This is a genomic window from Vibrio hangzhouensis, assembly GCF_900107935.1.
GTDB classification, from domain to species: Bacteria; Pseudomonadota; Gammaproteobacteria; order Enterobacterales; family Vibrionaceae; genus Vibrio; species Vibrio hangzhouensis.
In genome coordinates, this window is sequence record NZ_FNVG01000011.1 from 85705 (window position 1) to 112163 (window position 26459).

Here is a 26459-nt window from a genome sequence, read left to right on the forward strand (position 1 = left end):
TGTTGATGAAGCTTATTTTACTGCACATCATGGCACTCAGCGTCATGCCAATGGCGTATGCCAATTCATTGGACACGACCTACAAATTGGGCGCAGGTGATAGAGTACAAATTTCTGTCTACGGAGAAGCCGAGCTCTCTATCAATGATTTGTATATCAGTACCAGTGGTCGATTCGACTATCCCTACCTTGGACAATTAACTGCCCTCAATAAAACACCCGAACAATTAAGAAAAGAGATAACCAAAGGCCTGGAACAAGGTTACTTGATCGACCCTAAAGTGCGTGTGTCAGTGATTGGCTTTCGAAGTTTCTACGTCAATGGCGAAGTCAAAAAGCCTGGAGGCTACGAGTATCAGCCAGGACTCACCGTAGACAAAGCAATAGCGCTGGCAGGAGGATTTACCGACCGTGCTGCCCGAAATAAGGTTTACGTAACTAAAGCAGGTAATGGGGATACCAAAGTAAAAGTCAGATTAAGTACGAAAATTTCCCCCGGAGATATCTTGGTCATAGAGGAAAGCTTTTTTTAGGCTAATTTCGCATACTAACGACTCGCCGAGGAAGACAAATGACAGGAACCATACATGCGCCTCAAGGCCAGGAAGAGCGGTTAGCGGTGGGACATTATCTGTCCGTTATTCGTACACGCCTCCTCCCCATTTCCATCTTTACAATATTGTGCACCTTACTGACATTGCTCATCGTACTGTCACAAACACCTATTTATCGTGCCACCGCCACGCTCTTAATAGAATCAAACCAAAAATCTGCGGTTTCTATTGAAGAAGTTGTTGGTATTGACACGACGGCGAAAGAGTACTTTCAAACTCAGTTTGAAATTATCAAATCCAATCGCGTTGCCCAGCGAGTCATAGACAAAATGGATCTGATCAATCACCCTGAGTTCAACTCTACTCTTGTTGAACCTACGGGTTATAGCGCAAAAATTGCCGAACAATTCAACTCCTTACTTGGAAAAATTTCCTTCTTTAATCAATATCTTGAGGAGCCGGGAATAGTTGAAGCCAGCCTTTCTGATGAAGTGACAAAAACGAAAGTTCTAGAGGAGTTCAAATCTAGAATGTCGATTATTTCTGTCTCCAAAACTCAATTGGTGAAGATTTCTTTTGAATCCAAGGATGCTGTCCTTTCCGCAACCATTGCCAATGAGATTGGCAATGCATTCATCGAAAATAGCCTTGAATCTAAAATCGTCGCGACAGAGTTGGCAACAAACTGGATAAACTCGCGTCTATTGGAACTAAAGCAAAAACTTCAGCAATCTGAACAGGCTTTATTGGCATTTTTGGAAGAGCAAAAACTGATTGATGATAGAGGAATTGATGCACTCACAAGTACTGAGCTTGCAAACTTAACAGAACGCCTTTCCTCGGCGACAGAAAGGCGGATCGCTTCACAATCCCTCTATTCTGCGCTACGAGGAAAGAATGCCGATTTGGCTAGTATTTCCAGTTTGTCCCAGATATCCAACCATCCACAGGTCACCAATATCCGTTTAGCTGAAATTGAAGCAGAAAAACGGGTAAGCGAACTTTCCAAGCGTTACGGGCCAAAACACGACAAAATGATTCAGGCCAAAGCTCAGCTCGCCTCCGTTCAGCAACGGGCAGAAAAAGTGGTAACGAAACTGATCTCCGGGATTCAACAAGAACTTTATAGAGCGCAGCGTCAAGAAGAGTTATTACGCCAGGAGTTAGCGTCCAAGAAAGATGAGTTTCAGGAGTTAGGTATCGTCAAACGAGAGTACGATGCACTCAAACGTGAAGTGGACAGCAATGCTAAGCTTTATGACCTTTTCCTGACCCGACAAAAAGAAACGTCTGCCACGAGCGATTTCACTACCGCCAATGCTCGATTTACCGACTCTGCGCTAATCCCGTTAGAGCCAGCAAAGCCACAAAAAAAACGCATTGTAATGATTTCCTTTGTAGCAAGCCTGTTCAGTGCCATTCTCGCTGCACTGCTACTTGACTCCCTGAGAAATACAATAAGTGACAGCAGTGATTTTGAAGAGAAAATTGGATTGGTTCCACTCGCATCACTGCCAAAAGTCAAAGGGATACGTGGGTCAAATCCGCTTTTCAAACTAGATAAGGCAAACGCAAAGTTGGCACGGCTTTACCTTGAGAAAATTGACTCATTAAGAACCACGTTGCTACTCAACCAAGGTCAAGATAAGTACGCCAAAGTTATCAATGTGACTTCCTCTCTTCCCAATGAGGGCAAAACCTCTGTCGCAATGCAGCTGGCTCGCTCTTTTTCAAAACTAGAAAAAGTACTATTGATAGACACCGATTTGCGAAGACCCACGGTATACCTTGAACTTAATTTGCCCCGCTCACAGGCGGGTATTACCAACTTCGTCCATAGTGGTATCAGCTTTGAGGAATGCATTGCTAGTCCAGCGACGGCTGACTTTGATGTCGCCCTGTCTGGGATCGCGACGTCGTCTCCGCATGAGACGTTGAGTCACAAGAAGTTCCATCAGTTCATCGATACTGCATTAGAGAAATATGACCGCGTGATTATTGATACACCGCCTTCTCTGCTTGTGAGTGACTGCCTGATTGTAGGCAAATTAGTCGGACATATGGTACTTGTGGTAAAAGCGCACAGCACCAAGCTTTCCACCGCACGAACAGCCATTGACCAACTACACCGACACAATATTGCACTAGATGGTGTCGTCCTCAACAGTGTATCTACTTCGTTAAGCAGCGTTCACGAAAAGTATCACTACTCCTATTATCATGAATAGACAGTCGATTGTTAACTACACCATAGGGCCCGTGGCCTCTATGCTGCTCGGAATTGTCAGCATACCATTGATCACCTGGTATTTTCCTGCCGAAGCCATTGCAGCTAACGCATTAATGATTACTTTAGTGGTACTACTTAGTACCGTGATGACGCTTGGTTTGGAGGTTTATTATTTAAGGCACTATGAGCAGGAGAACCCTGACAAGCTACTGTTTTTTTGTGGTTTTATATCGCTTGTTTTTCTTACTATCGTAATGAGCTGCTTCTATGCATTGACCCCATCAACACTAAGCGCCTGGTTGTTTGGTCAGCACAATCTTGTCATTGAGTGGCTGATGGTCGCCTGCTTCTATGCGGCGACGACGATTAAGTTCTTACTGTGTATCTTGCGAATGAATGAAAAGTCGTTCGAGTACTCTCTTAGTCAGGGTGTCAACAAAGGCCTATATGTGGGTCTGATTATAACGGCTATTATCGTTGGGAAAACTGATGAGCAATGGCTAGTTATCTGCACACTAGTGGCTAAATTTTTCACTTTGGCCTACCTGTTTTGGATCGTCGGCAAGCGCACAACGCAGCGTATCCAATACTACTTTTCATCGACAAAGCTGAGAGATGCATTAGCCTTTAGCATTCCTTTGATGATTAACGGTGTAGCGATGTGGGCCTTGAGTAGTATTGACCGCTTTATGCTTAACAGTTTAGCGAACTCATTTGAGTTAGCACTGTACAGCGTCGCATTCAATTTTGCGACGGCAGCGGCAATCGTCCAAGCGGTATTCGCCACAGTTTGGGCACCACATATCTTCAAAATGATAAAAGGAAACAACCACGTTGTTGAAGAGTATCAGCGCGTACTCAGGCATATTCTCCATATCGTCATTGCTCTCGCATCTCTATATGGCCTGACAAGTTGGATTTTGACGTGGATATTGCCTCAAAGCTATTCAGCGGTTCAGAACATTCTTGTGAGCTGTGCCCTCGTTCCATTAATAACGGCATTAGCAGGCATTACGACCGTAGCAATTCAAGTAACAAAAAAGACCTCCAAAATAGCAGCTTGTGCGGCGGTGAGTTTGATAGTCAATATAATTCTTAATCAATGGCTTATTCCCGATTATGGCGCGGTGGGTGCCGCTCTGGGCTCCGGAGCCGCTGTCGCTGTCTATTTCGTGTCTATGTCACAAGCGGCTAAGACCGAAGGCGCCAGCTTAAATCTCACCTATGCCTATTTGGCGACCGCCATACTATTCACAATGGGAGCGATTGTTGCGCTTGAGCTGGTGCCTGGATGGGTTGGCACTTGCATCTGGCTAATACCATTTCTGTTTGTCATCCAACAAAACTGGTCCATGGTCAAGCATGGGTGTGCCTCTTTAGTCAGAATCTATCAACCATGAATATACTTTTTTTGAGTCACACATATATTGGTTGTCGCTATGTGGTTGGTAGCCACCACCTGTCAAAAGCACTTTCAGACTTAGGGCATTGCGTGGTGCACATACCTCACCCGTGGTCGTCTATCCACAAAATGGTGAAAGGAGAGCGTTCCAACTTTTTAGAAGGCCAAGTTTCTCCCAATCGTTGGCAGTTTCTTATAGGTGAACTATTACCGAGCAAATGGAACATGGTTGCCCTTGACTTTGACGCGCATTCTAAGCGACTGGCAAAAAAAATAATCAAACAGTGCTCAGGTATTGGCATCGACCATTTTGATTTCTGTTTTGTCGATGATCCCATTTTTCAAAAAACGTGTCGTTATTTGCCGATAGATAAGCTGATTTATAGACCCACTGACATCTACCCTGAAATGCCAAATGGACGAGCCTACAAGAACACTGATAAGCAGCTCATTGAAAAGTCGGATATTGTCATCGCAACCAACAAACAAATCTTGAAGTACCATGGAGTTGAAGGTCGACATAACACCTTTGTGCTCAACAATGGTTTTGATATGGAGCACTTTAGTCATACCCAGAATCACATCAACGGGAAACAGAAGGTAAAATCCAGATTATCCACCTGCTATGTTGGTGCTCTGGATCATCGATTCGACTTTAATCTAATTAATTCGGCGGCTAAAGTATGCAAAGAGGTGGATTTTGATATCTATTCTCCAGGTGAACCTGACAAATTGGATCTCAGCCTCAGCAACATCCATTACCTTGGCCCACTGGACTATCAGCAATTACCGTCCACGCTCGTAAAATACGGCTTATTGATCATGCCGTTTACCTTTGACTTAAGTAATCGTGGTCGTAGCCCGATGAAGCTATTTGAATACGCCGCATCTAATGTACCAATATTGGTCCCCGACTATATGGATACGTTTGGTATAGAAAGCGTTAGCAAATATTCTAATCTCGACAGCTTTATCGACGCGATCAAAAGAACATCCCCTAATAGCAATTTAACGAGAAACTTCGAAACACTAAAACCTCACAGCTGGCCAGTAAAAGCCAAAATATTGCTAGAACTTGCGCAAGGAAAGGCCTCTTAATGCCTTTATTTCTAGTACAGTAAAACTAGTCAACGACAACCATATACATAAGTTTCATCTAAAATAAAATCTGACTATTATCGTCCCCTCAAAAGATAGTAACAAACGTATTATAGCCAGCAACCTGATGACAACAACGGCAGGTATAATCATGAACTTTAAAAGCATTAGCGATCTAAATCGTGATATAAACTGTAATCTTTCCTTATTAAAGAGTGAAGGCTTTGACGTCATTGTCGGCATTCCAAGGAGTGGTATGCTTCCTGCCAGTATAATTTCATTAAAGCTAAATTTGCCATTGATAACATTAACTGAATATTTAAACAACAGCCCTATTAGCCACGGAAGAACACGAAAGCCATCAAATAACATAAAGTGCGCACATGATGCAAACAAGGTCTTGATAGTCGATGATAGTATTCATTCCGGCGGTACCTTAGCTGAAGTGAAACACAAAATGGACGACCATTTATTACATAAAGCTCGCTTTTTAGCGGTTTATGGCATTAGCAATGACAAATCGGCAGATTTTATTTTAGAAGTTGTGAAGCCCCCACGTTTTTTTGAGTGGAATGCTATGCACCATAACATAATTTCTGACTCTTGCTTTGATATAGATGGTGTACTTTGTGAAGACCCTCGTGAAGACCAGAATGATGACGGTGTAAAATATATTGATTTTTTGGAGAATGCCAAACCACTATATTTACCAATAAAAAAAATAGATACCATCGTTACCAACCGGCTAGAAAAATACCGCCCTCAAACGATAAGTTGGCTCGAAAAACATGGTATAAAGTATAATCACCTCAAGATGGTAAAATTGGAAACCAAAGAAGAAAGAGTCTCTCAGACAGATTATTTTAAGCATAAGGTTGATGTGTATTTACAATCGAACACAAAAATCTTTTACGAGAGTTCTCTAAATCAAGCAAAAGTGATTTTTGAAAGAACCAAAATGCCAGTTTATTGTGTAGACGAGAATATATTATTTTCAACTGACTCTGCAATTAATTATATCAACAAACCGCAGCTCAAATGGATTCTTAAAGAAAGGTTCTATCGTTACAGTATCACCCGAAAAGCGCGCAGTTTAATTAAACGTTTACTTAAGAAATCAACTCGCCTGGTTTTGCGCAACTAAACACGAAGTACCGCCGAGTGCGGATGAAAAACACGGCCTATTAATGTTTATACAAGGACAGGGCTTATGAAAGTTATTCATGTGGTAAGACAATTTTCACCCGCTATAGGTGGATTGGAAAACTTTGTTTTCGACTTGGTAAAGGCGCAATTGGCACAAGGAATTGACGCTTCTGTAGTAACACTGAATAAGCGCTATGACTCCGGCCAGAAGTTAGCAGCCAAAGAAACTATACAGGGCATTCAGATCACGCGCATTCCTTTTATAGGCAGCTATAAATACCCTATTGCACCTAAAGTGCTCAAGGCTATTCGTGATGCGGATATTGTACATGTACACGCCATCGATTTTTTTGTCGATTACCTGGCGCTGACCCAGTTTATCCACAAAAAGCCGCTGGTAGTATCCACTCACGGTGGGTTCTTTCACACCAAATTCGCCAGGCACTTAAAGAAGATCTACTTCAATACCATTACACGGGCATCGCTAACCAGAAGCGCTCGAATTGTCGCTTGTAGTGAAAATGACCAGCGCCTGTTCGCTGCCCTTGATCCTAAAAAAACACAGTTAATTGAAAACGGTGTTAATACGATCAAATTCTTTTCTGGTTCCCCAAATCGAGCCGAAAACCAAATGCTGTTTATCGGCCGTTTTTCCGACAACAAGCGAATTGACCTATTGATCAAATGGTTCAAAGAGCTTGCTTGTTTGGATGCGAGCTTTCGACTCGTTATCGCTGGCAAAAACTGGGACAACAACCTTGATTCGCTAACACATCTCGTAGACGACTTAGAACTCACATCGAATGTTCATTTCAAACTAGAGGCAAGTGAGGAAGAATTGAGCGAGTTGGTTGCAAGTAGCTCTTTTGTCGTCAGCGCTTCGGAATATGAAGGGTTCGGGATGACAATAATAGAAGGCATGGCGGGAGGCCTTATTCCAGTAATGTCGGGTATTGCAAGCTTCGAAAAAATCCACAGATCCACAGGTTGTGGCTGGATCATAGATTTTGAACAACCCGGCTCTGCAAAGGCGTGGCTGGCAGAACTACACCGGAATGGAGATGTTCTTTCGCTAAAACAGAAATCTGTAAAGGCTGCACAACGCTACAGTTGGCCATTCGTTTCGCAACAGTTCACCCAGGTTTACCAGCAAGTACTGTCTTAGGGAGCGGTTTATGAATAGGCAACTGTTTGAACGAATTACAACCTCACAAGACAATGGCAGCGCCCTGATTCAATCGCTTATCAATACACAAAAACCCGTTACGGTAGGCTTCCTAAACCAGCATGGCGCCAACCTTTGTCATGATAGTGCGATTGTCCAACAACACTTTGAAGCACTTGATATATTACTTCGAGATGGCCTGGGGGTGAAAATTGCGATGAAGCGACTAGGGTTGGCGCCTGGTGATAACCTGAATGGTACCGACTTTATACCTGCATTAGCCAAACAGAGCATCTCTCGCCCCCTAAATGTGATTGTATTTGGTACCAAAGAACCCTGGTTGTCCGATGGCATCAAAGAACTAGGCCTTGAGGGACAGTGTCGTTGCGCTGAAACAGGATTTCATGATGAACAACACTACGTCGACCTCTTTGAAGCGTCGATACAACCCGCCAAACTCAATTTGGTGCTACTTGCGATGGGGATGCCCAAACAAGAGCAACTGGCATTACGGCTCCGGTCACTCACTTCTTCGCCAACCATCATTGTTTGTGGTGGAGCTATTCTGGATTTTCAAGCCGGGCGTTTTGCTCGCGCCCCTGCTGTAATGAGACGGTTTGGCCTTGAGTGGGCTTACCGCTTGTTCAAAGAACCTAGACGATTGTTTAAGCGTTACATTATTGGAATCCCATTGTTCCTAAAGCACACAATCTTCATTGGCAAATAGGACGTAAGGTTTTGCAGACATTTGACTCTTCTAACAGACCTTTTTTTACCCGCAACCAACACATAATCATAGCGGCTATCGCATTTTTGGGGATTACCTACAATGCGATATTTGCATTCGTTTATTCTAACGTGGGTATTATAAGCGACGGACACGTCATTATGGCCGAAATGGCAATATCCTTTGCAGGTTTGTCCGTTATTTTGATTAAAGGAATAAAGGAAAATGATAAACTAATAATGATGTTTGCAGTGACCGTGGGTATCTCCGTCATACTCATTTATATTGCTTCGAGTCTAGTCGCTGTAAATATGATCCGGAATTTTTTGATAGTCATCATCTTCACTATGCTTGGCTATAGACTCAGCAAGCAGGTCTATCATCGTTTAGTCTATACTATCGCCATCATTGTGCTTTTTATTCTGATTATAGAGATAACATCTGTCGAAGCTTATGTTAGCTTATTTTCTCCTGCGAGATACTATGAGGCCACTCGCGGCATTGAAATCAAGGACTTCAATGACACTGGCTTGTTTGGCAATGCGTTATCTTTTGAGGGTAGGTTTAACTTTGGTTTTTTCAACACTCACCGGACCTCTTCCATCTTTTTGGAACAAGTATCCTTTGCAAACTTCCTTTCCGTATTAGCAATATACACAGCAACATTCTGGCGAGAACTATCTGCAAACCGAAAAACGATATATTTGACACTTATTATACTGGGATTACTGACAAATAACAGCCGAACATCAAGCACTGTCGCTGTAATTTGCTTTCTGCTATACAATTTGTATGCATTTCTGCCTTCAGCAATAACACTCATAAGGCGAGCTTGTTTCATTACAACTTTCTCAGTTGCTTCTATAGTCGCAATGAATAATGATTTCATATACTCAGGAGATAATTTTGAGGGCAGACTTAGTTTAGGAATGGGACGTTTCTATGACTTAGAGGCGCTAGACTATCTCGGCTTTGGTTGGAATAAGATAGATTCCCTTTGGGATAGTGGCTTCGGTTATTTAATAGCATCGAGCACGATTTTCGCCGCAGTTGGTTTTATCGCATTCATTCATTTATATTTATCATCTAGATTTCGAAATCAACTTTTATTCTCAACCCTGTTAATCATCTACATTTCACTTAACCTGGTAATTGGTGGCAATGCAATATATTCCATGAAAACGGCACCTTTACTATGGATGGCTTTTGGATTTTTGAAATCGGAAGAATCATCAGACGAAGCAGTAGAGAATACAAATTTAAGCTCTCTTGTGCTTTTAGGAGTCTACTTTGCGCACAGAAAAAACCGCTTGGGTTGATTACGCAAAAGGTATAGGCATTATACTGGTTGTCTACGGACATGTTATCCGTGGTCTCGAGAATGCTGGTATCTCAGTCCCCTACTTCAATGAGATAGATACGATAGTATACAGCTTTCATATGCCTCTGTTTTTTTTCATCTCGGGTATGTTTGTACAGCAATCGCTGGACAACCGAGGCTCGAAAGGGGTGATATTATCGAAAGTTGATACTTTGGTTTACCCCTATGTTATTTGGTCATTATGTCAAGGAATGATAGAAGTTGCGCTCTCAACTTACACAAATGGGAATGCCACCCTAGTTGAAGTATTATCTCTGTGGGATCCAAGAGCTCAATTTTGGTTTCTGTATGTTCTCTTTACGACTTTTTGCATCACATGTTTAATTTATCACTACACCAAGAAAGGACTTTTAACCATCGGCCTAGCTTTGGCCTTAATTGCATACTACCAAAGTTTGCCAATGGAAATTTATGTTGTTGATTATGTCTACTCCAAACTTTCTAGCCACTGGGTGTATTTTATGCTTGGTATGTTGTACCAGCACCCCAGCATAAAAGCATTCGCTCAATCAACAAGAATACCGTTAGTCATTGCTTGCGCCTTATTTGTTTTTATTCAGGTGTTATTACTAAAAGAAATATATATACTCAGCGAGCGAACCACCCAATTAATCGCTGCAGTAACATCCATTCTTTTCGTTATTGAACTCTCCAAGGCAAGTTGTAATTTAAACATCTCTGTCATAAAAACCTTGGGTGTTTCTTCAATGGAAATATACCTAATCCATATACTAACAGGCAGCGGCGCGAGAGTTATTCTGTTTCGTTTGGGCATAGACGAGGTCTATACTCATATCATCATAGGTACAATTGCAGGATTGGCTATCCCAATCGCATTTAAACTATTGAGCCAACATTTTGGGTTGAAATACTTATTTAAGGCTCCCATCAGTAATTTATTTCTGCGCACCACTTAGAATACAACCAGGCAACGTTATTTTAATCAATCCGGATAGTGTTTTTATTTAACAAACCATCTATATAGGTAGAGTTACAATGCTAATTCCAGTCATCTTGGCCGGAGGCACTGGCAGTCGTCTATGGCCGCTCTCACGAGAGCTTTATCCCAAGCAATTTCTTAATGTAACCGGGAGCAAGACCATGCTCCAAAGTACGCTGGCTCGTTTAGTTGGCTTAGAGCACACTAGCCCGCTAATTGTATGCAATGAAGAGCATCGTTTCATTGTGGCTGAACAGTTGCGCTTAGGTGGTTTCGGCCACTCAGGAATTATTCTGGAACCAGTACCAAGGAATACAGCACCGGCGATCGCATTAGCTGCACTACAGGCAATGGAACAAGGCGGCGATCCGCTTCTTCTCGTGATGCCAGCTGACCATATCATTGATGATGAAATAGCGTTTCAAACAGCAGTAAAAAAAGGGTTGGCCAGTGCCAACCATGGGCAACTTGTTACTTTTGGTATTGTTCCTCATAGCGCAGAAACAGGCTACGGCTACATTTTGCGAGGCGAAGCGGTCGCTGGGTTCGAAGCCAACTATGTTGTGAAAGAGTTTGTTGAAAAGCCCAACTCCGAGCTTGCACAACACTATGTTGATTCTGGCGAGTATTATTGGAACAGCGGCATGTTTTTGTTTAAAGCCACTGCATTTATCGCTGAGCTAAAACGGCTAGCTCCAGATATTTTAACTGCTTGCCAGCACGCGCTTTCGGCCTCTTCTGCAGATATGGAGTTCATTCGGGTTAACCCTGATGATTTTGAAGCTTGTCCTTCTGACTCTATCGACTATGCAATCATGGAGAAAACTCAATTGGCCACAGTCGTCCCTCTTCATTCTAACTGGAATGACATAGGTTCATGGTCTGCATTGTGGGACGTTTCTGATAAAGACGAACAGCATAATGTGAAAAAAGGTGACGTGATCGCAGTAAACTCACAGAGCAACTATCTCTGTTCTCACAACAAACTGGTCGCAACTGTAGGAGTGAACAACCTGGTTGTCGTGGAGACCAAAGACGCCATCCTTGTCGCTAATAAAGATAATATTCAAGAAGTTAAACAAGTTGTCGAGGCACTTAATGCCTCAGGAAGGACCGAACACATCTTCCACCGTGAGGTTTACCGACCTTGGGGGAAATACGATTGTATCGACTGTGGGTCTCGAGACAACGTAAAACGTATTACCGTTAAACCTGGCGAGAAACTTTCTCTGCAAATGCATCATCATCGAGCCGAGCACTGGATTGTTGTGTCAGGAACAGCCCTTGTGACAAACGGTGACCAAACCATTCTGGTGACTGAGGATCAATCAACTTACATACCGTTAGGTACAGCCCATTCTCTGGAAAACCCCGGAATAATCCCACTCGAGATGATCGAGGTCCAAACCGGTAGTTATCTTGGTGAGGACGATATCGTTCGTTTCGAAGACCGATATGGTCGAGCCGATAACTAAAAGATGAAAAGGGAAATTATGTTGCAAGCATCAACGATTATTCGAAACTCTGGCATTTCATTTGGAACCAGTGGCGCAAGGGGCTTGGTCACAGATTTCACTAACCCTGTATGCGCAGCCTTTACCCATGCATTTGTGCATAGCTTAAGGCAAGAGTTTCAGTTTGAGCAAGTAGCACTAGCCATCGACAACCGCCCAAGTAGCTATGCCATGGCTCAATCCTGTGCCGGTGCACTAATGCAACTTAGGATCCATACTTTCTATTATGGCGTAATTCCGACCCCCGCGCTTGCATACACCGCAATGCGTAAAGGCATACCATGTATCATGGTCACCGGAAGTCACATTCCATTTGATAGAAATGGATTGAAGTTTTATCGACCCGATGGCGAGATCACCAAACAAGACGAACTGCGGATAATCCAAGCTGACTGTGGTTTTGAGGCGTCAATTACGCTACCAGAACTAACCGTAGACTCGACAGCAGCAGACAACTATCTATCCCGTTTTATCGACCTATTTACACCTACATTTCTAATTGGGAAGCGGATCGGTATCTATGAACATTCGAGCGCAGGCCGGGAACTTTATCACCGCCTGTTCCAAGCGCTTGGTGCTGAAACGGTATCATTAGGTCGTTCCGACCAATTCATTCCAATTGATACCGAAGCCGTGTCACAAGAAGACAGAGTAAAGGCAAAACGCTGGATAAAAGAGCACCAGCTGGACGTGATATTTTCAACCGATGGTGACGGGGACAGACCTTTGGTAACCGATGAAAACGGTGAATGGCTTCGTGGTGATATTCTCGGTTTGCTTTGTTCGCAGGCTCTTGGCATTGAGGCGTTGTCTGTCCCGGTCAACTGTAACTCAGTGATTGCGAACTCTCCCGACATTAAGCACGTCACCTTGACCAAAATTGGCTCACCTTATGTCATCGCTGAGTTTGACTCACTAACTGCGAATTACTCGTCAGCCGCGGGCTTTGAGGCTAATGGCGGCTTTATGCTCGCAACTGACATGCTTGTCAATGGCGCCTCCTTAAAAGCTTTGCCAACACGTGACGCAGTACTTCCGGTATTGATGCTACTTTACGCTGCCCAGAATTCATCGGTTGCCAAACTGGTAGAACAATTGCCAATGCGCTTTACCTACAGTGATCGCATTCAGAATTACGCCACAGCAAAAAGTCTCGAATTGGTCGCCCAGGGTGAAGCTCAACCAGAAGCGCTGCTCAAAACCTTAGGAATCACTGCCAACTCGGTCGACGGAAAGAACACCCTTGATGGACTCAGGCTGTTACTATCGGACGGTTCCATCATTCACCTTCGTCCATCAGGCAACGCTCCTGAGCTTCGCTGCTACGCTGAAGCAAGTAGCTCAGACAAGGCTAAACAACTTGTCGATACGGCCATAGTGTCGCTGACATCAAGCCCCTAACCGTTCAGTAATAGGATGAATCAATGATACGTTCTTTACGACTGTGGATTTTAGCAGCGATCACTCTGGTTATATTACTTATAAATACCTCTGGGTGTAGCGACTTAGTTGGAACTAATGAGCAGAGCAAGCACATTTTTACCCCACCCTATTTTGGTGTCAATCTGTCTGGTGGGGAGTTCAATACAAAGGCGTTGCCGGGCAAATTCAATGAGGATTACACCTTCCCGAGTACCGCTGAGGTGGACTATTTTGTCAGTAAGGGTATGACGATATTCCGTTTACCTTTCCGGTGGGAAAGACTGCAACAAGAGATATACGATGATCTAGACCCGCTGCAACTAGAGCGCATCGATCAACTGGTAGACCATATTGCTAATCAAGACGCGTTGGTCATTATAAATCCTCATAACTTTTCTCGGTATTATGGCAATGTCATTGGAACCCCGGAAGTGCCCGTTGAAGCATTCAAAGATTTTTGGACCAAGCTCGCCAACCACTATAAGAGCAACTCGAGAGTCATCTTTGGATTAATGAATGAACCATTTGGAATGTCATCCGAGCTGTGGCGAGACAATGCCAATGCGGCTATCGCCGCGATTCGTGCTGCTGACGCAGACAATCTTATTCTTGTTCCTGGCAACGGGTACTCTGGTGCTGCTTCATGGCACAGTGATTGGTACGGTACGCCCAACGCAACAACCATATTGACTATCGTCGATCCCATTGACAATTACGCCATCGAAGTACATCAGTATCTCGATAGTGATTCTTCAGGCACGTCACAGGATTGCGTTAGCGCTAATATTGGTGTGGAGCGCTTAATTAAGTTCACTGGTTGGCTAAAAGAACACAATAAAAAGGGATTTCTTGGTGAATTCGGAGCGGCAAACAATGACATTTGCCATCAGGCTATGAGCAACCTGTTAGCTTATATCAATGATAATCTCGACGTCTGGATAGGCTGGACATGGTGGTCGGCGGGACCATGGTGGGGGAGCTACCCCTATTCGATACAACCGTCAGAAGGTAAAGACAAGCCGCAAATGAAATGGCTGGAAAAAGCCATGTCCAAAGCCAACTCGCAGGATGTGGAGACAGGTAATAACGGAGTGCCGAATGACCTTTAATCACAACTTGATTATCACCATAGCGTTGTCCATTTCCGCAATCGCGCTCATGTGCTTTTCTGTGATTCAGATTGACCATACGATGGCAAATCACGCTCTCACTAAATCCATTAAAGATCATGAAGCTCTTTATATCACGACAAACAATGGCTCCAACACTTCGCTGCCATCCTTCTCTATCAATGAGTTAAGGCCGCATTGGTTAGAATCGCCACACAACATCAACTTGGTGGCAAAGCAGCTAGAGTGGCTGCAGTTCTATAGCCCGAACTTAGATACACAAATCTACCGAGTTCTACTTCTAGAACAAAGCATCAGAATGCGCCCAACTTGGGCCAACGCGTATTTCGAGCTGCATCGAGCCCTTGAGGGACAGTCCAGCGCTCTGGGTGAGCCTGAAACTATTTTGACTTTGGGAGCACAATTTGGTCCGTATGATCCTTCAATCAATTTTGTGTTAATCGAAAAGCAGTTGGAACAGTGGCCTACTATGACTATCGATGCCAGAATATTGTTACTAGAGAGGCTCGTCGCCTTACTCAATGCCTATTACACCCATGATGAGTTGAGCGTACTGATCGCTAATAGCAATGAAATAACACGAATCTGTTCTGCGACACGATTTTTCGGCATCTGGATACCTGAATGTTATCCATAACGTTCTTCCATCAGACATAGCTCAACTTCTCGACAAAACTTTCGCTTTCTTTAGTAACTATGGGCCGCTTATCGATAACGCTTCTGAGCGTCAAAATGAAAAGGATTCTCTCGTGATTAAGAATTCACTCATCATACTCTTCATCGTATCTTCAATGTTAACCCCATTTGCAACTCATGGATTAACGAGTGAAGAAACCGACAGGCTCCTACAACGGCTGAATTCTGCGCCTACCGCGAAATCTCATCATGCTGTTTTCAAGAAACATTCTGATCATGTGCTTGAACTACTGGAGGCCACATTTATGAGTAATGCTTCAAACGTAACTCTTGCGCTTAACTCTGCGTTTCGTGCTCGACCCGATCTCGCAGTGGACATCGCAGCGCTCGCCAGGGCCTACTATCTTGAACCAGGTATGATTGCCAATGTCGCAATATCAGCGGGTATTGACCCGATGAAAACAGCTCAAAAGAGCAACTTAAGCGCAAAACAGGATACGAGTACTTCTCCTCAATCCTCAGCCGGTCCTCCGACCAAATTAACCACTGGAGGCAACGGCGGAGGAGGATTGGATGTCATTTCTCCAAACTAGCTTCTCGGACGTCACTTTTAAAACATCATTGGTCTTCGCCATTCGATTCACTTTGTGATACTGGTTAACAAACTATGCAATACAATTCTTTACCAGAAAAAGATCGCTATCTGTTGTATTCATTTATCGCCCTACTTATCTGGCTTCCGATTCCTCTAGGGAGCAACCGAGAAATAACATGGGCAATTGCACAAATTTGGATATCATTGCAAACAGTTGGCACCTTCGTCGTTTACCGTAAACAGCTTCCTCTCCATCGTTTAGCTCACTACAAAGTGCTCCTATGGGGAATCCTACTCTTTCAAGTTTGGATTGCACTACAAATCATACCATTGCCTTTGAGCTTATTAAGCTGGGTATCACCTAGAAGTGCTGAAATCTATCAAATGGTCGATGCACAATATGGGTATATCTCTCTGGACAAACATATCACTACAATAGCCTTAGCCAAAGGTGTCGCCTACAGCCTGTTTGTCTTTAACGCCATTATGATCATATCAACATCCAGTCGGCTAAAACTGGCATGCATTGCACTAGTGTGCAGTGGAACATTTCAGGCTTTGTATGGCACTCTTATGGTCCTTCTCAAGGCGGATGTCAGCCCCTTTTTGGGTATTCCTGTTGAAGATATCGCCACAGGTTCGTTTATCTACAAAAATCACTATGCCAATTACCTGTTAATGATTCTTTGCATAGGTATAGGTCTGGTCATCACTCAGCTTCACACCTCAGAATCCGGTATTTGGAAGGTGAGGCTAGATCGAATGCTATCAAGTATTTTTAGCCAAAAAATGATGATTCGGCTTTGCTTAATTTTTATGGTGATCGCGCTGGTCATGAGTGGCTCACGTATGGGTAATGCTGCTTTCTTCACTGTTATCGTCTTAGGTGGTGTTTTGTCATTGGCGATATACAAACGCCGACCAAGAGCACTCATCGCCCTCTTCGTGAGCATTTTTATCATTGATATGATTATTGTTGGGGCTTTGTTTGGTGTCAGTAATGTTCAGCAAAAGATAATGAACACGTCGTGGCTGGAAGAATCGCGAGATCAGGTTTTATTGTGGTCTCTTGACATTATCAAAGACTTTCCCTTGACGGGTACTGGCATGTCCAGCTTCTACACCGTATTCCCCGGCTATGCACAAGACTATCTCGGATTTTACGATCATGCGCACAACGACTACATTCAATTTGCCGTAGAGGCAGGGGTTCCCGCCACCATTATGCTCGGAGTGGTCGTGCTATACAGCTTGCTGAAATGCGTGCAAACCGTTCATCTTCGCCACAGTCGAACAATGAAAGGAATCGCTTTGGGCACTATAATGGCTATATTAGGAATGCTGATTCACAGTAGCACGGATTTTAACTTTCAACCGACCGCGAACGCGTTGACCTTTATATTCATTCTGTTTTTGGCAAACGCGACAGCGGTCATACCAGCAAAAACATGGATAAGGGACTCTGATCGCCCTTCCAGCAACTTGGACGCTAGATACTAATTATGAAACTAGACAAAATTGTTGTTGTGTGTACAGGGAATATTTGTCGGTCTCCAATGGCAGAAGCCTTGCTCAAATCTTATATTCCGAACAAAGAGATTTATTCAGCGGGTTTAGACGTCGTGAATAATGACCTGCAAAACCAAAGTCCGGTAGAACAAGCCCAACTCACTGCTTCTAAGTACGGGCTCGACATTAGCAATCACAGAGCGACACAACTTACCACAAACATGGTCAACGAAATGGATCTCATTTTGGTTATGACTCAAGAGCAGATCGACCAAATTGCGATACGTTTTCCTGGTTGCGCTCAAAAAACTCTACTCATTGGACAATGGGGAGGGGTGGGTTATATTCAAGACCCACTCAACCAAGACTTAGTAACCTTTGAACACTGCTTCAATCAGCTAAAGAAGGCCGTCATCAGCTGGCGTGACAAACTAAAGGCTATTTCTCAATAGGGCATGAAGTCCCGTGGCCTACACGACCAGACTGCCTACTTACAGCATCTTCATCCCCATAAGCTTATAGTAATACCTTTTTTGTCTCTGAGATGGGTAGTCATTCGGATTAACAACGTCTCAATGACCAGGTTTTAGAAGTTCAAATAAGAGAAAGCAAGGAATAATAATGAATATAAAACTCACACCGGATTTGCTGGCTATTTATCTTCTCGCTATCGCTGTTCTCATTACCATTTCATTGATAAGCATCTATTTTCATTTGCCAATCCATTTTTTCACCAGAGATGTAACGACACAGGCCAATATCAGTCCTTTTTCAGGGGTGTTGTCAAACTTGGGAATTTACTTATGGTGCGTAGCAGCAACGGCCAGTTTCTTTGCCGCCATGTTGCTTCGCAATAGAAATCAAACCGAGCCGTTGCCTTTCCTATTTAGCTCTGCTTGTTTAACGACCTACCTAATGCTTGATGATGCATTTCTGATCCATGACTCCATAGTTCCCGTCCATATTGGCGTAGGTGAAAAAGCGGTATATTTAGTTTTGGCTATCGCCGTTTTACTGTATTTAGTATTTTTCATGGCGACAATTCTAAGAACTAACTATGTGCCCCTCATCCTGGCCTTCGCCTTTTTGTCTTCGTCCGTAGTGATTGATTCCATTTTTGAATCATGGCTTGTTCTCCAGATTGGCCATTGGAAGTCAATCATTGAGGACGGTGCCAAGTGGCTGGGCATTGTAAGTTGGTGCATTTATCATGTTCAGACTGCGTTTGCTTTCATTATTCAAACATATACTTTGCCTGAAGTAGCAAATGAAAACAGGACATACTGAGCAAATTCGTATTAACTTACTTTTTCTACATCGTCCATCTGGGGTCTGGCCTACATAAATAGTGTGCCTAGATTGAAATGCGGTGAGTGATAACTTGAAATACAGTCCCTGTTTTAGTTCAGTGCCCGTTATTAGAACTAGGCACTGAATCAACTCTAGCGTCTTAGATGGTCGCTTGTAACTCTGTCCAAAGATCATTTACGATCAAACGATCCGCAGGACTAAGCTCTGATTTAGCGGCATCCAGACTGTCCTGAATACGTGTTTTAAACACCGATAAATCCACTACGCCTTCTTCTTCACATGAGGCTGCAGACAAAGAAATGTGTCCGCGCAGATAACCACCTGCAAACAACTCGTCATCGGATGCTTCTTGGATGCGTGAATCGATGGTCTCAAGAAGTTTTTCTTCATATTCGATAATCATATCGTCTTTATTCCTCGTCTGCCCCTAGCGAACCGTAAACTGGTCGCTGGAAAGTTGCGGTGTTTGATAAAAATGCCTCAAAGCTTCAGAAAGTTGCAATACTCGTTTAGGAATACCCTGCTCTAAAATAGCAAGCGCCTCACTGTGTACTTTACGCATAAAGCCCAATCGATCTGGCTCAAAGTCACCACTCAAATTGTCACAACTGACACTAAATGGAAAACCTGCACTGACGGATAAGATCCATTCATAGGCCTGAGGACGAATTTCTACTTTCTCAAATTCACTTTGTACCTCACGAGTGCGGCCGTCGGGTTGATACCAGTATCCAAAATCTTCCAATTGTCGTCTTTCTGGACCCGCCACACACCAGTGAGCGATCTCATGCAGCGCTGACGCATAAAAACCATGTGCAAAGATGATGCGATGATAATCCACCTGTTCATCTGCAGGCAGGTAGATAGGCTCATCACCACCCAACTCTAACTTGGTCTGATACTCATCAAAAAATGTCTGATTGAAAATTGCGATTAGATCTTGGTACTGGTGGCGCATAATCGTGTTACAACATGAATAATTGGCTGGTATTGTCTATGGAATTCAACGTCAGGTAAAGCTCTGTGTCAGTAGCATCATAAGAAGTAAACTTACGACCACTTAGTCTCGCCTTCGTAAACTCATATTCACATTAGTTTTTTTTATCAGAAAAACGTTTCCCTTTTACTATATTTCATTCGTCAACAGTGCTGACTGCCACTACACTAGCGCATCTTTTATTTTCGAGTATCGTGTCATGTTGCTGAGTGTCTTATATATTATTGGCATTACTGCCGAAGCAATGACCGGCGCATTGAGCGCAGGTCGTCGCAATATGGATTGGTTTGGCGTTATGTTGGTGGCGAGTGCAACGGCCATTGGCGGTGGCACCGTACGTGACATTTTGCTGGGTCACTACCCACTTGGTTGGGTCAAACATCCGGAGTTTCTGGCGATCACTTGTCTCGCCGGTGTTCTAACAACAGGACTGGCTAAGTGGATTATTAAGCTCAAAGGGGTGTTCATTCGTCTAGACGCGTTGGGTTTGGTGGTATTTACCATTATCGGCACCAACGTCGGCCTCAGTATGGGGTTACATCCCTTTATTTGTGTCGTTTCCGGACTAGTTACTGGTGTCTTTGGCGGGCTTCTACGCGATCTTATCTGTCGCCAAACTCCGTTGGTATTACATCAGGAGCTCTACGCATCAATCTCTGTTGTCGCCGCTTGTTTATATCTGGCGCTGCTGGAGTATGGCATCAGTACTTTAGTAACCACAGTGATCACCCTCATTGTCGGTTATGCGCTACGTATGGCGGCGGTGCGCTTTAAATGGCGTTTACCTTCATTCCACCTCGAGGGTGAAGAGGCCCTGCATTAATAACAAGCTGGTAAGAATAAGCCCCGCTATATTGCGGGGCTTTTTTTCTTAATCAGCCTGTTGACACACAAGCTTTTGAATCGCCGGCGGCGCAGGTTCATAGTGACTCAATGTCATACTAAACCGACCTTCACCACCAGTCAGTGCTTTAAGACGTCGTGAGTAGTCTTGCAACTCATTTATAGGTGACTTGGCCTCCAACACCGTGCTACCGAAATTACCTTGCTCAGTACCTACGATCAGACCCCGATTGCCCGATAAATCTCCAGAGACATCACCGACCGCCTCAGTTGGGATCTCTAAAGTAAGATCCACAATCGGTTCAAGTACGATTGGGCCCGCCTCTTCCACCGCCTGCAGGAACGCTTTCTTGCCGGCAATCACAAAGGCGATTTCTTTGGAGTCCACCGAATGGAATTTACCATCGTGCACCGTCACTTCCAGATCCTTTATCGGGTTCCCTGAGATCGCGCCTTCTTCCAGAGCCTGATGAATCCCTTTTTCGACCGCAGGGATGAGAGCCGTTGGGATAGCACCGCCCACCACTTTATTCACAAACCGGAATCCTGCACCGCGCTCCAGCGGTTTCACTTTCAAGTGCACTTCACCAAACTGGCCTGCGCCACCACTTTGCTTTTTGTGTCGATACTGTGCTTCTGCTGGTTTAGTGATGGTTTCAAAGTACTCAACACTTGGCTGACTGGTCTCGACGTCCAGTTTAAATACCTGATTCATTTTCTCCAGAGCAATTTTCAGGTGGAACTCACCCTGCCCACTTAAAACCGTTTCGTTGGTTCTGGTTCTATGCTCTATCTTCAGTGAAGGATCTTCAGCCGCCATTTTCGTAAGGACGTCCGAGAGCTTTTGCTCATCCCCACTTTTTTTCGGGCGTAAAGCCAGACTGTACATCGACTCCGGGAAATTAAGCGTCTTAAATGCGACACCATCTTCATCATGAGAATCATGAATGACCGAGTCAAACTCAAGCTCATCCACTTTAACCAGAACACACAAATCGCCAGCTTTGGCACTGGAGATCTCCTTGCGCTCTTTTCCTTGCAGGTTATAAAGGTGCCCTACCTTAAACGCCTTGCTGCTGTCACCAATGAACAATTGACTGCCCGCGGTAATTTCACCCTGGAACACACGAACATAAGCCAACTTACCCATATAAGGATCAACGTTCACTTTGTAAACATGGGCTACGGTGTGGTCACGCTTATCGCAATCTATGGCGACCTGTTTGCCGTTTTTCTCAAGTAAGGGTGGATTGCCCTCATCGGGCATCGGCATGATTTCAGCAAGGGTTCTGAGCAACAGTTCACACCCTGCACCAGTATCTGAGGAAACAAAACAAATAGGAATGACGTGCCCAGTGCGCAGCGCCTCTTCAAAAGGATCATGCAACTGTTCAGGGGTGAGCTCTGAGCCTTGTTCCAAGTAGAGTTCCATTAGCTGTTCATCAACCTCTACAACCTGATCAATCAACAGTTCGTGGGCTTCATCAACACTACTAAACAGAGTAACTTGTTCTGTATTTGGCTCGAAATAACAGTCGACGACTTCCGCAGGCGTTATGCCAGGTAGGTTTATAGGCATACATTGGGCGCCAAACCTCTGAGCGATATTCTCAAGCAGACTCTCCAGTTTTTCTGGGTGCTGATCGATTTTGTTCACTATAATCATCTGGCATTTTTTCTGCTCCTGAGCAAACTTAAACAGTCTCTCCGATACCTGATTGATAGGCATACTGGCGTCCAGAACGATAGCACTGGTTTCCACGGCCGGAAAAATGCTTAAGGTCCGTCCAAGTAACTCAACCTGTCCGGGAGTGTCGATAAAGTTCATCTGATGCTTGTGCCAGGAGAGCGTGACTGGCGTTGCTTCAACACTGTGCTGATAGTGAATGGATTGATCGTCGAAGTCCGTGATGGTATCACCATCTTCGACATGACCCAGGCGGGTACTACTGTGAGACTCGAACAGCAAACGTTCGATAAGGCTGGTTTTTCCGGTTCCGGTTTGACCTACAAAGGCAATATTTCTGATTTCATGTTGAGACATAATGAACTCCTAAAATGATTGGAAACAAGCACAGTTGTATTGAGTCGGCGGTTTCCCGCCTGCTCGTCTTCCAAGTCATTTTTCGGATCCTACTTCCCAACAAGTGCACTCCTTGTCTCAATGAACTTCTAGTGTGGCCTTATACCCTCAGAAAATTTGTGACTAATTTCATATCGTCCAACATTTTGATCACTTATTGCTCAAGACGTGATGAGGCACAAAAAAACGCCCCGCATGTCTGCATGCGAGGCGCTGTTATAACAGATGTATTTGTCGTTAGATGATAGGCGTTTCAGTTTTCACACCGTAATTTTGACCGCGATGACGCAGCAGATGGTCAAGCAGTACGATAGCCAGCATTGCTTCAGCGATAGGGACCGCTCTGATGCCAACACAAGGATCGTGTCTGCCTTTGGTGATCAACTGAGTTGCTTCACCCGTTTTGGTGATGGTATCACCCGGAACGGTAATACTGGATGTCGGCTTCAATGCAATATTGGCAACAACGTCCTGACCCGTAGAGATACCGCCAAGAATACCACCAGCATGGTTGCTGGCGAAACCTTCTGGAGTCAGAGGATCGCGATGTTCACTGCCTTTTTGTTTCACCACATCAAAGCCGTCACCAATTTCAACCCCTTTGACAGCATTGATGCTCATCAGCGCATGGGCAATGTCAGCATCCAGGCGGTCAAAAATAGGCTCACCAAGACCGACTGGTACATTAGTCGCAACAACCTGGAGTTTGGCACCAATAGAGTCACCCTGTTTCTTCAGGTCACGAATCAATTGATCGAACGCTTCGACCTTATCAACATCCGGGCAGAAAAACGCATTGTTTTCTATCTCATCCCAATCCACCTTATCGATGGACACATCACCCATCTGCGACAGGTAAGCACGGATCTCTACACCAAATTCTTGTTTCAGGTATTTTTTGGCGATCGCTCCAGCCGCAACGCGCATAGCGGTTTCACGCGCCGATGAACGGCCACCACCACGGTAATCACGCACACCGTATTTCTGATGGTAAGTATAATCGGCGTGACCCGGTCGGAATTTATCTTTAATTTCCGAGTAGTCTTTTGAACGCTGGTCGGTATTTTCAATCAGCAGACCGATTGAAGTGCCCGTGGTCTGGCCTTCAAATACGCCAGAAAGAATTTTCACTTCATCCGGTTCACGGCGTTGAGTTGTGTATTTTGATGTCCCTGGACGACGACGATCTAGGTCTACTTGTAGATCGGCTTCCGTGATTTTCAGACCTGGAGGACAGCCATCCACGATACAACCTAGGGCAATACCATGACTTTCTCCAAATGTTGTTACACGAAAATGTTGTCCGATGCTATTTCCTGCCATTACTTCCTCTGTCTGTCCGAACAAGCTATACCAAAGCTTGTCCAATACCTGTCTGTTCTTCGTGGTTTCATAGTGACGACAAAGGCCAGCGTTGTAAACCCCAAAACAAAAAAACGCCGCAATTCTCATTACGGCGTTTTTTATTCGTCTGTCGGCGGGGATCAGTCTTTATAAATAGCAAACTCGTCAGCGTGAGCCACCAGTTGATCGCGCGTCAGCATAAATACGCCGTGACCGCCATTTTCGAACTCAATCCAGGTAAACGGGATATGAGGATATTGCTCCATCATGTGCACCATTGAGTTGCCCACTTCACAAATCAGAATGCCGTTATCAGTGAGGTAATCTGGCGCGTTAGACAGGATACGACGCACCAGTTTCAGTCCATCAGTACCTGCTGCCAGGCCCAATTCAGGCTCATGAGTAAACTCTTCCGGAAGTGAGTTCATGTCCTCTTCATCAACATAAGGAGGATTCGACACAATAAGGTTGTACTTCTCCTTCGGTAAATCACGGAACAAGTCAGAACGAATCGGGAACACTTGCTGTTCAAGACCATGATCCTGTACATTTTGTTCCGCCACTTCCAATGCATCCGCAGAGATGTCTATGGCGTCTACCTCCGCTTCAGGGAAGGCATGAGCACAAGCGATAGCAATACAACCGCTGCCCGTACAAAGGTCCATAATACGAACGGGCTCTTCCGTCAGCCAAGGCTGAAATTGCGCCTCAATCAGTTCACCGATCGGCGAACGTGGCACCAGCACTCGCTCATCAACGAAGAACTCAAGACCACAAAACCAAGCTTTATTGGTTAAATACGCCGTTGGAGTACGCTCATTGATACGTTTAATTACGCGTTCAACGACACGCAGACGCTCGCTGCTGGTAAGGCGAGAATTCAAAACATGTGGTGGCACATCAATCGGTAAGTACAGCGTTGGCAGGATGAGCTGAACTGCCTCATCCCAAGCATTATCAGTGCCGTGGCCATAAAAAAGACCTGCTGCGTTGAATCGACTTACGGTCCAACGAATCAAATCTTGAAGTGTGTGAAGCTCTGAAACTGCCTCTTCCACAAAAATCTTATCCAAAATTGCCTCCAAAAAGCGCTACAATACTGCCAATACCCGAGTTATATGAGTTGTTCCCGTTAATGAGCAAGAAAGACACCAACACTGATGACGACTTCGCCCTCTTTAAGGAGGCAGTACAAGGCGTAAAAAAGTTGCGACAGGATACCATAGTCCAGCAGCCAAACAGAAATAAGAAACAAAAAGAAGCGAAAAGAACTAACCGAGAAGCCAAAGACGCCGAATTTTATTTCTCTGACGAGTTTGTCCCACACCTGAATGAAGAAGGGCCGACACGGTATGCCCGTGACGATGTCTCGACCTATGAAGTCAAAAGGCTGCGCCGTGGCGTCTATGTTCCCGACGTTTTTCTCGACATGCATGGCATGACGCAGCAAGAAGCAAAGCGCGAACTGGGTGCTATGATTGCGCACTGTGTGAAAGAGAATGTGCACTGTGCTTGCGTGATGCATGGCATAGGCAAGCACATCCTCAAACAAAAAGCACCACTTTGGTTGGCACAGCACCCTGACGTAATGGCCTTTCATCAGGCGCCACTTGAGTTTGGCGGTGACGGTGCACTACTGGTGCTGCTGTCGATTCCTGAAAAGTAGTCGCGATTTATGGGTGAATGTGCCAGAGCACTTCACCCTGTCTGCGTTCAACGTCGTAGTCAATACAGACCATCCCCGATGTGGGAAACATAGGGGCGCTCATATCACCGACAAACTCAGCCGTCAGATAGCCGACAAGCGGCAAGTGGGACACCAGCAGAATGGATTGCAGCTGCTCAATCTCAGCGATCGCCGCCACATACTCAACCACATCTTCAGCTTGGCCATATGGCGTAATATCGTCCGATGTTACGACATCATCACTGCTAAACTCCCGCGCGATTGCGGCCCAGGTTTGCTGTGCTCTCAAATAAGGACTCACCAGTACCTTATCGAACTCCGAAAAGCCCTGCTGCTTACAGGCTCTCGCAACGATGACTGAGCACTCTTTTCCGTTAGAGGTCAATGCACGTTGTTCATCTGTAGGGGCGTAATGGACAGCTTCACCATGACGCATTATAAAAACTTTCATATGTTTACCTGTTTCTATCGATAGCCCTATCGGGCGTATCATCTTGCAAGCGATAACCAAGTCGCCTGAATATATGCAGCTATACTTATTTAAAAAAATTAATTATATCAATTCACTTGCTAAAGGCTTCGACTTTCTTAACAATTTAATAAGTAATCTAAAAAGATTTGTAACTATGTTTTTGCGGGTCTCTTTTTTACCGTCATAATTATTTTACTTAACTATTGGCCTATCCTGTGAGTACCAATAGTGAGATTTCCGCTTTTGTTGCCAGGCGCTTGGTTAAGCCGTCCA

The 26459-nt window shown here is 44.5% G+C and carries 25 protein-coding genes; 19 read left to right on the forward strand and 6 right to left on the reverse strand.

Translation table 11 applies throughout. The features are described from left to right. Window positions 1–5: 5 nt before the first annotated feature. The 17 genes from C4S60_RS12500 to C4S60_RS12580 all read left to right on the forward strand — a co-directional run bounded on the left by C4S60_RS12500 (window position 6) and on the right by C4S60_RS12580 (window position 18736). The gene (locus C4S60_RS12500; protein WP_103880760.1) at window positions 6–533 is read left to right on the forward strand and encodes a polysaccharide biosynthesis/export family protein; all 528 of its coding nucleotides are present in this window, start codon (window positions 6–8) and stop codon (window positions 531–533) included. 38 nt (window positions 534–571) lie between these two features. Next, entirely contained in the window at window positions 572–2782 is a 2211-nt protein-coding gene (locus tag C4S60_RS12505; protein WP_103880684.1) for a GumC family protein, read from the forward strand. Then, a complete protein-coding gene (locus tag C4S60_RS12510) occupies window positions 2775–4184 on the forward strand; it encodes an oligosaccharide flippase family protein (RefSeq protein WP_103880685.1) in 1410 nt (469 codons plus the stop codon). The genes C4S60_RS12505 and C4S60_RS12510 overlap by 8 nt, the downstream gene beginning before the upstream one ends. 11 nt (window positions 4185–4195) lie before the next feature. Beyond that, window positions 4196–5284, forward strand: a complete 1089-nt coding sequence (locus C4S60_RS12515; RefSeq protein WP_146060865.1) for a glycosyltransferase family 1 protein — start codon at window positions 4196–4198, stop codon at window positions 5282–5284. Window positions 5285–5435: 151 nt separating this feature from the next. Continuing rightward, entirely contained in the window at window positions 5436–6428 is a 993-nt protein-coding gene (locus tag C4S60_RS12520; protein ID WP_160111362.1) for a phosphoribosyltransferase family protein, read from the forward strand. A gap of 66 nt (window positions 6429–6494) precedes the next feature. After that, complete coding sequence (locus C4S60_RS12525; RefSeq protein ID WP_103880688.1) at window positions 6495–7595, forward strand: glycosyltransferase; 1101 nt, start codon at window positions 6495–6497, stop codon at window positions 7593–7595. Between the two features lie 10 nt (window positions 7596–7605). Next, window positions 7606–8322 carry a WecB/TagA/CpsF family glycosyltransferase gene (locus C4S60_RS12530; RefSeq protein WP_103880689.1) on the forward strand — a complete coding sequence of 239 codons (717 nt, stop codon included), beginning with the start codon at window positions 7606–7608 and terminating at the stop codon, window positions 8320–8322. Window positions 8323–8483: 161 nt separating this feature from the next. After that, window positions 8484–9641, forward strand: a complete 1158-nt coding sequence (locus C4S60_RS12535; RefSeq protein WP_146060866.1) for a hypothetical protein — start codon at window positions 8484–8486, stop codon at window positions 9639–9641. Next, window positions 9613–10620, forward strand: coding sequence for an acyltransferase family protein (locus C4S60_RS12540; protein WP_103880691.1), 1008 nt, complete (start codon window positions 9613–9615; stop codon window positions 10618–10620). Before C4S60_RS12535 ends, C4S60_RS12540 begins: the two co-directional genes overlap by 29 nt. Window positions 10621–10699: 79 nt before the next feature. Continuing rightward, window positions 10700–12118, forward strand: a complete 1419-nt coding sequence (locus C4S60_RS12545) for a mannose-1-phosphate guanylyltransferase/mannose-6-phosphate isomerase (protein WP_103880692.1) — start codon at window positions 10700–10702, stop codon at window positions 12116–12118. Between the two features lie 18 nt (window positions 12119–12136). Continuing rightward, window positions 12137–13558, forward strand: coding sequence for a phosphomannomutase (locus tag C4S60_RS12550; protein ID WP_103880693.1), 1422 nt, complete (start codon window positions 12137–12139; stop codon window positions 13556–13558). A 23-nt stretch (window positions 13559–13581) separates the two neighbouring features. Beyond that, on the forward strand, window positions 13582–14688 hold the full coding sequence (locus C4S60_RS12555; RefSeq protein ID WP_103880694.1) for a glycoside hydrolase family 5 protein: 1107 nt from the start codon (window positions 13582–13584) through the stop codon (window positions 14686–14688). Next, window positions 14678–15346: a hypothetical protein gene (locus C4S60_RS12560; protein WP_103880695.1), complete on the forward strand. Its 669-nt coding sequence runs from the start codon at window positions 14678–14680 to the stop codon at window positions 15344–15346. Before C4S60_RS12555 ends, C4S60_RS12560 begins: the two co-directional genes overlap by 11 nt. 304 nt (window positions 15347–15650) lie before the next feature. Continuing rightward, on the forward strand, window positions 15651–15938 hold the full coding sequence (locus C4S60_RS23450; RefSeq protein ID WP_146060867.1) for a hypothetical protein: 288 nt from the start codon (window positions 15651–15653) through the stop codon (window positions 15936–15938). A 74-nt stretch (window positions 15939–16012) separates the two neighbouring features. After that, window positions 16013–17440, forward strand: coding sequence for an O-antigen ligase family protein (locus C4S60_RS12570; protein ID WP_103880697.1), 1428 nt, complete (start codon window positions 16013–16015; stop codon window positions 17438–17440). Between the two features lie 2 nt (window positions 17441–17442). Further along, complete coding sequence (locus C4S60_RS12575) at window positions 17443–17901, forward strand: arsenate reductase/protein-tyrosine-phosphatase family protein (protein WP_103880698.1); 459 nt, start codon at window positions 17443–17445, stop codon at window positions 17899–17901. Window positions 17902–18070: 169 nt separating this feature from the next. Continuing rightward, window positions 18071–18736 (forward strand): hypothetical protein, encoded by a 666-nt coding sequence (locus C4S60_RS12580; RefSeq protein ID WP_103880699.1) that lies wholly within the window; start codon window positions 18071–18073, stop codon window positions 18734–18736. Between the two features lie 163 nt (window positions 18737–18899). Here the strand turns inward: C4S60_RS12580 and C4S60_RS12585 are convergent, their stop codons facing one another. Continuing rightward, window positions 18900–19163, reverse strand: a complete 264-nt coding sequence (locus tag C4S60_RS12585; RefSeq protein WP_103880700.1) for a YfcL family protein — start codon at window positions 19161–19163, stop codon at window positions 18900–18902. Between the two features lie 24 nt (window positions 19164–19187). Then, on the reverse strand, window positions 19188–19718 hold the full coding sequence (locus tag C4S60_RS12590) for an elongation factor P hydroxylase (RefSeq protein WP_103880701.1): 531 nt from the start codon (window positions 19716–19718) through the stop codon (window positions 19188–19190). 238 nt (window positions 19719–19956) lie between these two features. On the opposite strand from C4S60_RS12590, the gene C4S60_RS12595 reads away from it, so the two are divergent. Beyond that, entirely contained in the window at window positions 19957–20580 is a 624-nt protein-coding gene (locus C4S60_RS12595) for a trimeric intracellular cation channel family protein (protein WP_103880702.1), read from the forward strand. A 48-nt stretch (window positions 20581–20628) separates the two neighbouring features. On the opposite strand, the gene fusA is transcribed toward C4S60_RS12595, so the two are convergent. The 3 genes from fusA to prmB all read right to left on the reverse strand — a co-directional run bounded on the left by fusA (window position 20629) and on the right by prmB (window position 25100). Next, window positions 20629–22644 (reverse strand): elongation factor G, encoded by a 2016-nt coding sequence (fusA, locus tag C4S60_RS12600; protein WP_103880703.1) that lies wholly within the window; start codon window positions 22642–22644, stop codon window positions 20629–20631. Between the two features lie 276 nt (window positions 22645–22920). Further along, the gene (gene aroC, locus C4S60_RS12605; RefSeq protein WP_103880704.1) at window positions 22921–24006 is read right to left on the reverse strand and encodes a chorismate synthase; all 1086 of its coding nucleotides are present in this window, start codon (window positions 24004–24006) and stop codon (window positions 22921–22923) included. A 161-nt stretch (window positions 24007–24167) separates the two neighbouring features. Further along, the gene (prmB, locus tag C4S60_RS12610) at window positions 24168–25100 is read right to left on the reverse strand and encodes a 50S ribosomal protein L3 N(5)-glutamine methyltransferase (RefSeq protein ID WP_103880705.1); all 933 of its coding nucleotides are present in this window, start codon (window positions 25098–25100) and stop codon (window positions 24168–24170) included. A 62-nt stretch (window positions 25101–25162) separates the two neighbouring features. On the opposite strand from prmB, the gene smrB reads away from it, so the two are divergent. Beyond that, a complete protein-coding gene (smrB, locus tag C4S60_RS12615; RefSeq protein ID WP_103880706.1) occupies window positions 25163–25693 on the forward strand; it encodes an endonuclease SmrB in 531 nt (176 codons plus the stop codon). Window positions 25694–25700: 7 nt separating this feature from the next. Here the strand turns inward: smrB and sixA are convergent, their stop codons facing one another. After that, the gene (gene sixA, locus C4S60_RS12620; RefSeq protein ID WP_103880707.1) at window positions 25701–26165 is read right to left on the reverse strand and encodes a phosphohistidine phosphatase SixA; all 465 of its coding nucleotides are present in this window, start codon (window positions 26163–26165) and stop codon (window positions 25701–25703) included. Window positions 26166–26459: the final 294 nt, after the last annotated feature.

What these genes read in the sequence shown, in the direction of transcription:
- C4S60_RS12530 (WP_103880689.1), top strand. Translation starts at nt 7,606, where the DNA reads ATGAATAGGCAACTGTTTGAACGAATTACAACCTCACAAGACAATGGC.
- C4S60_RS12590 (WP_103880701.1), bottom strand. Translation starts at nt 19,718, where the DNA reads ATGCGCCACCAGTACCAAGATCTAATCGCAATTTTCAATCAGACATTT.
- C4S60_RS12535 (WP_146060866.1), top strand. Translation starts at nt 8,484, where the DNA reads ATGGCCGAAATGGCAATATCCTTTGCAGGTTTGTCCGTTATTTTGATT.
- fusA (WP_103880703.1), bottom strand. Translation starts at nt 22,644, where the DNA reads ATGTCTCAACATGAAATCAGAAATATTGCCTTTGTAGGTCAAACCGGA.
- C4S60_RS12505 (WP_103880684.1), top strand. Translation starts at nt 572, where the DNA reads ATGACAGGAACCATACATGCGCCTCAAGGCCAGGAAGAGCGGTTAGCG.
- C4S60_RS12520 (WP_160111362.1), top strand. Translation starts at nt 5,436, where the DNA reads ATGAACTTTAAAAGCATTAGCGATCTAAATCGTGATATAAACTGTAAT.
- C4S60_RS12550 (WP_103880693.1), top strand. Translation starts at nt 12,137, where the DNA reads ATGTTGCAAGCATCAACGATTATTCGAAACTCTGGCATTTCATTTGGA.
- C4S60_RS12555 (WP_103880694.1), top strand. Translation starts at nt 13,582, where the DNA reads ATGATACGTTCTTTACGACTGTGGATTTTAGCAGCGATCACTCTGGTT.
- C4S60_RS12545 (WP_103880692.1), top strand. Translation starts at nt 10,700, where the DNA reads ATGCTAATTCCAGTCATCTTGGCCGGAGGCACTGGCAGTCGTCTATGG.
- C4S60_RS12500 (WP_103880760.1), top strand. Translation starts at nt 6, where the DNA reads ATGAAGCTTATTTTACTGCACATCATGGCACTCAGCGTCATGCCAATG.
- C4S60_RS23450 (WP_146060867.1), top strand. Translation starts at nt 15,651, where the DNA reads ATGAGTAATGCTTCAAACGTAACTCTTGCGCTTAACTCTGCGTTTCGT.
- C4S60_RS12525 (WP_103880688.1), top strand. Translation starts at nt 6,495, where the DNA reads ATGAAAGTTATTCATGTGGTAAGACAATTTTCACCCGCTATAGGTGGA.
- C4S60_RS12570 (WP_103880697.1), top strand. Translation starts at nt 16,013, where the DNA reads ATGCAATACAATTCTTTACCAGAAAAAGATCGCTATCTGTTGTATTCA.
- C4S60_RS12560 (WP_103880695.1), top strand. Translation starts at nt 14,678, where the DNA reads ATGACCTTTAATCACAACTTGATTATCACCATAGCGTTGTCCATTTCC.
- smrB (WP_103880706.1), top strand. Translation starts at nt 25,163, where the DNA reads ATGAGCAAGAAAGACACCAACACTGATGACGACTTCGCCCTCTTTAAG.
- sixA (WP_103880707.1), bottom strand. Translation starts at nt 26,165, where the DNA reads ATGAAAGTTTTTATAATGCGTCATGGTGAAGCTGTCCATTACGCCCCT.
- C4S60_RS12580 (WP_103880699.1), top strand. Translation starts at nt 18,071, where the DNA reads ATGAATATAAAACTCACACCGGATTTGCTGGCTATTTATCTTCTCGCT.
- C4S60_RS12585 (WP_103880700.1), bottom strand. Translation starts at nt 19,163, where the DNA reads ATGATTATCGAATATGAAGAAAAACTTCTTGAGACCATCGATTCACGC.
- C4S60_RS12595 (WP_103880702.1), top strand. Translation starts at nt 19,957, where the DNA reads ATGTTGCTGAGTGTCTTATATATTATTGGCATTACTGCCGAAGCAATG.
- C4S60_RS12510 (WP_103880685.1), top strand. Translation starts at nt 2,775, where the DNA reads ATGAATAGACAGTCGATTGTTAACTACACCATAGGGCCCGTGGCCTCT.
- C4S60_RS12575 (WP_103880698.1), top strand. Translation starts at nt 17,443, where the DNA reads ATGAAACTAGACAAAATTGTTGTTGTGTGTACAGGGAATATTTGTCGG.
- aroC (WP_103880704.1), bottom strand. Translation starts at nt 24,006, where the DNA reads ATGGCAGGAAATAGCATCGGACAACATTTTCGTGTAACAACATTTGGA.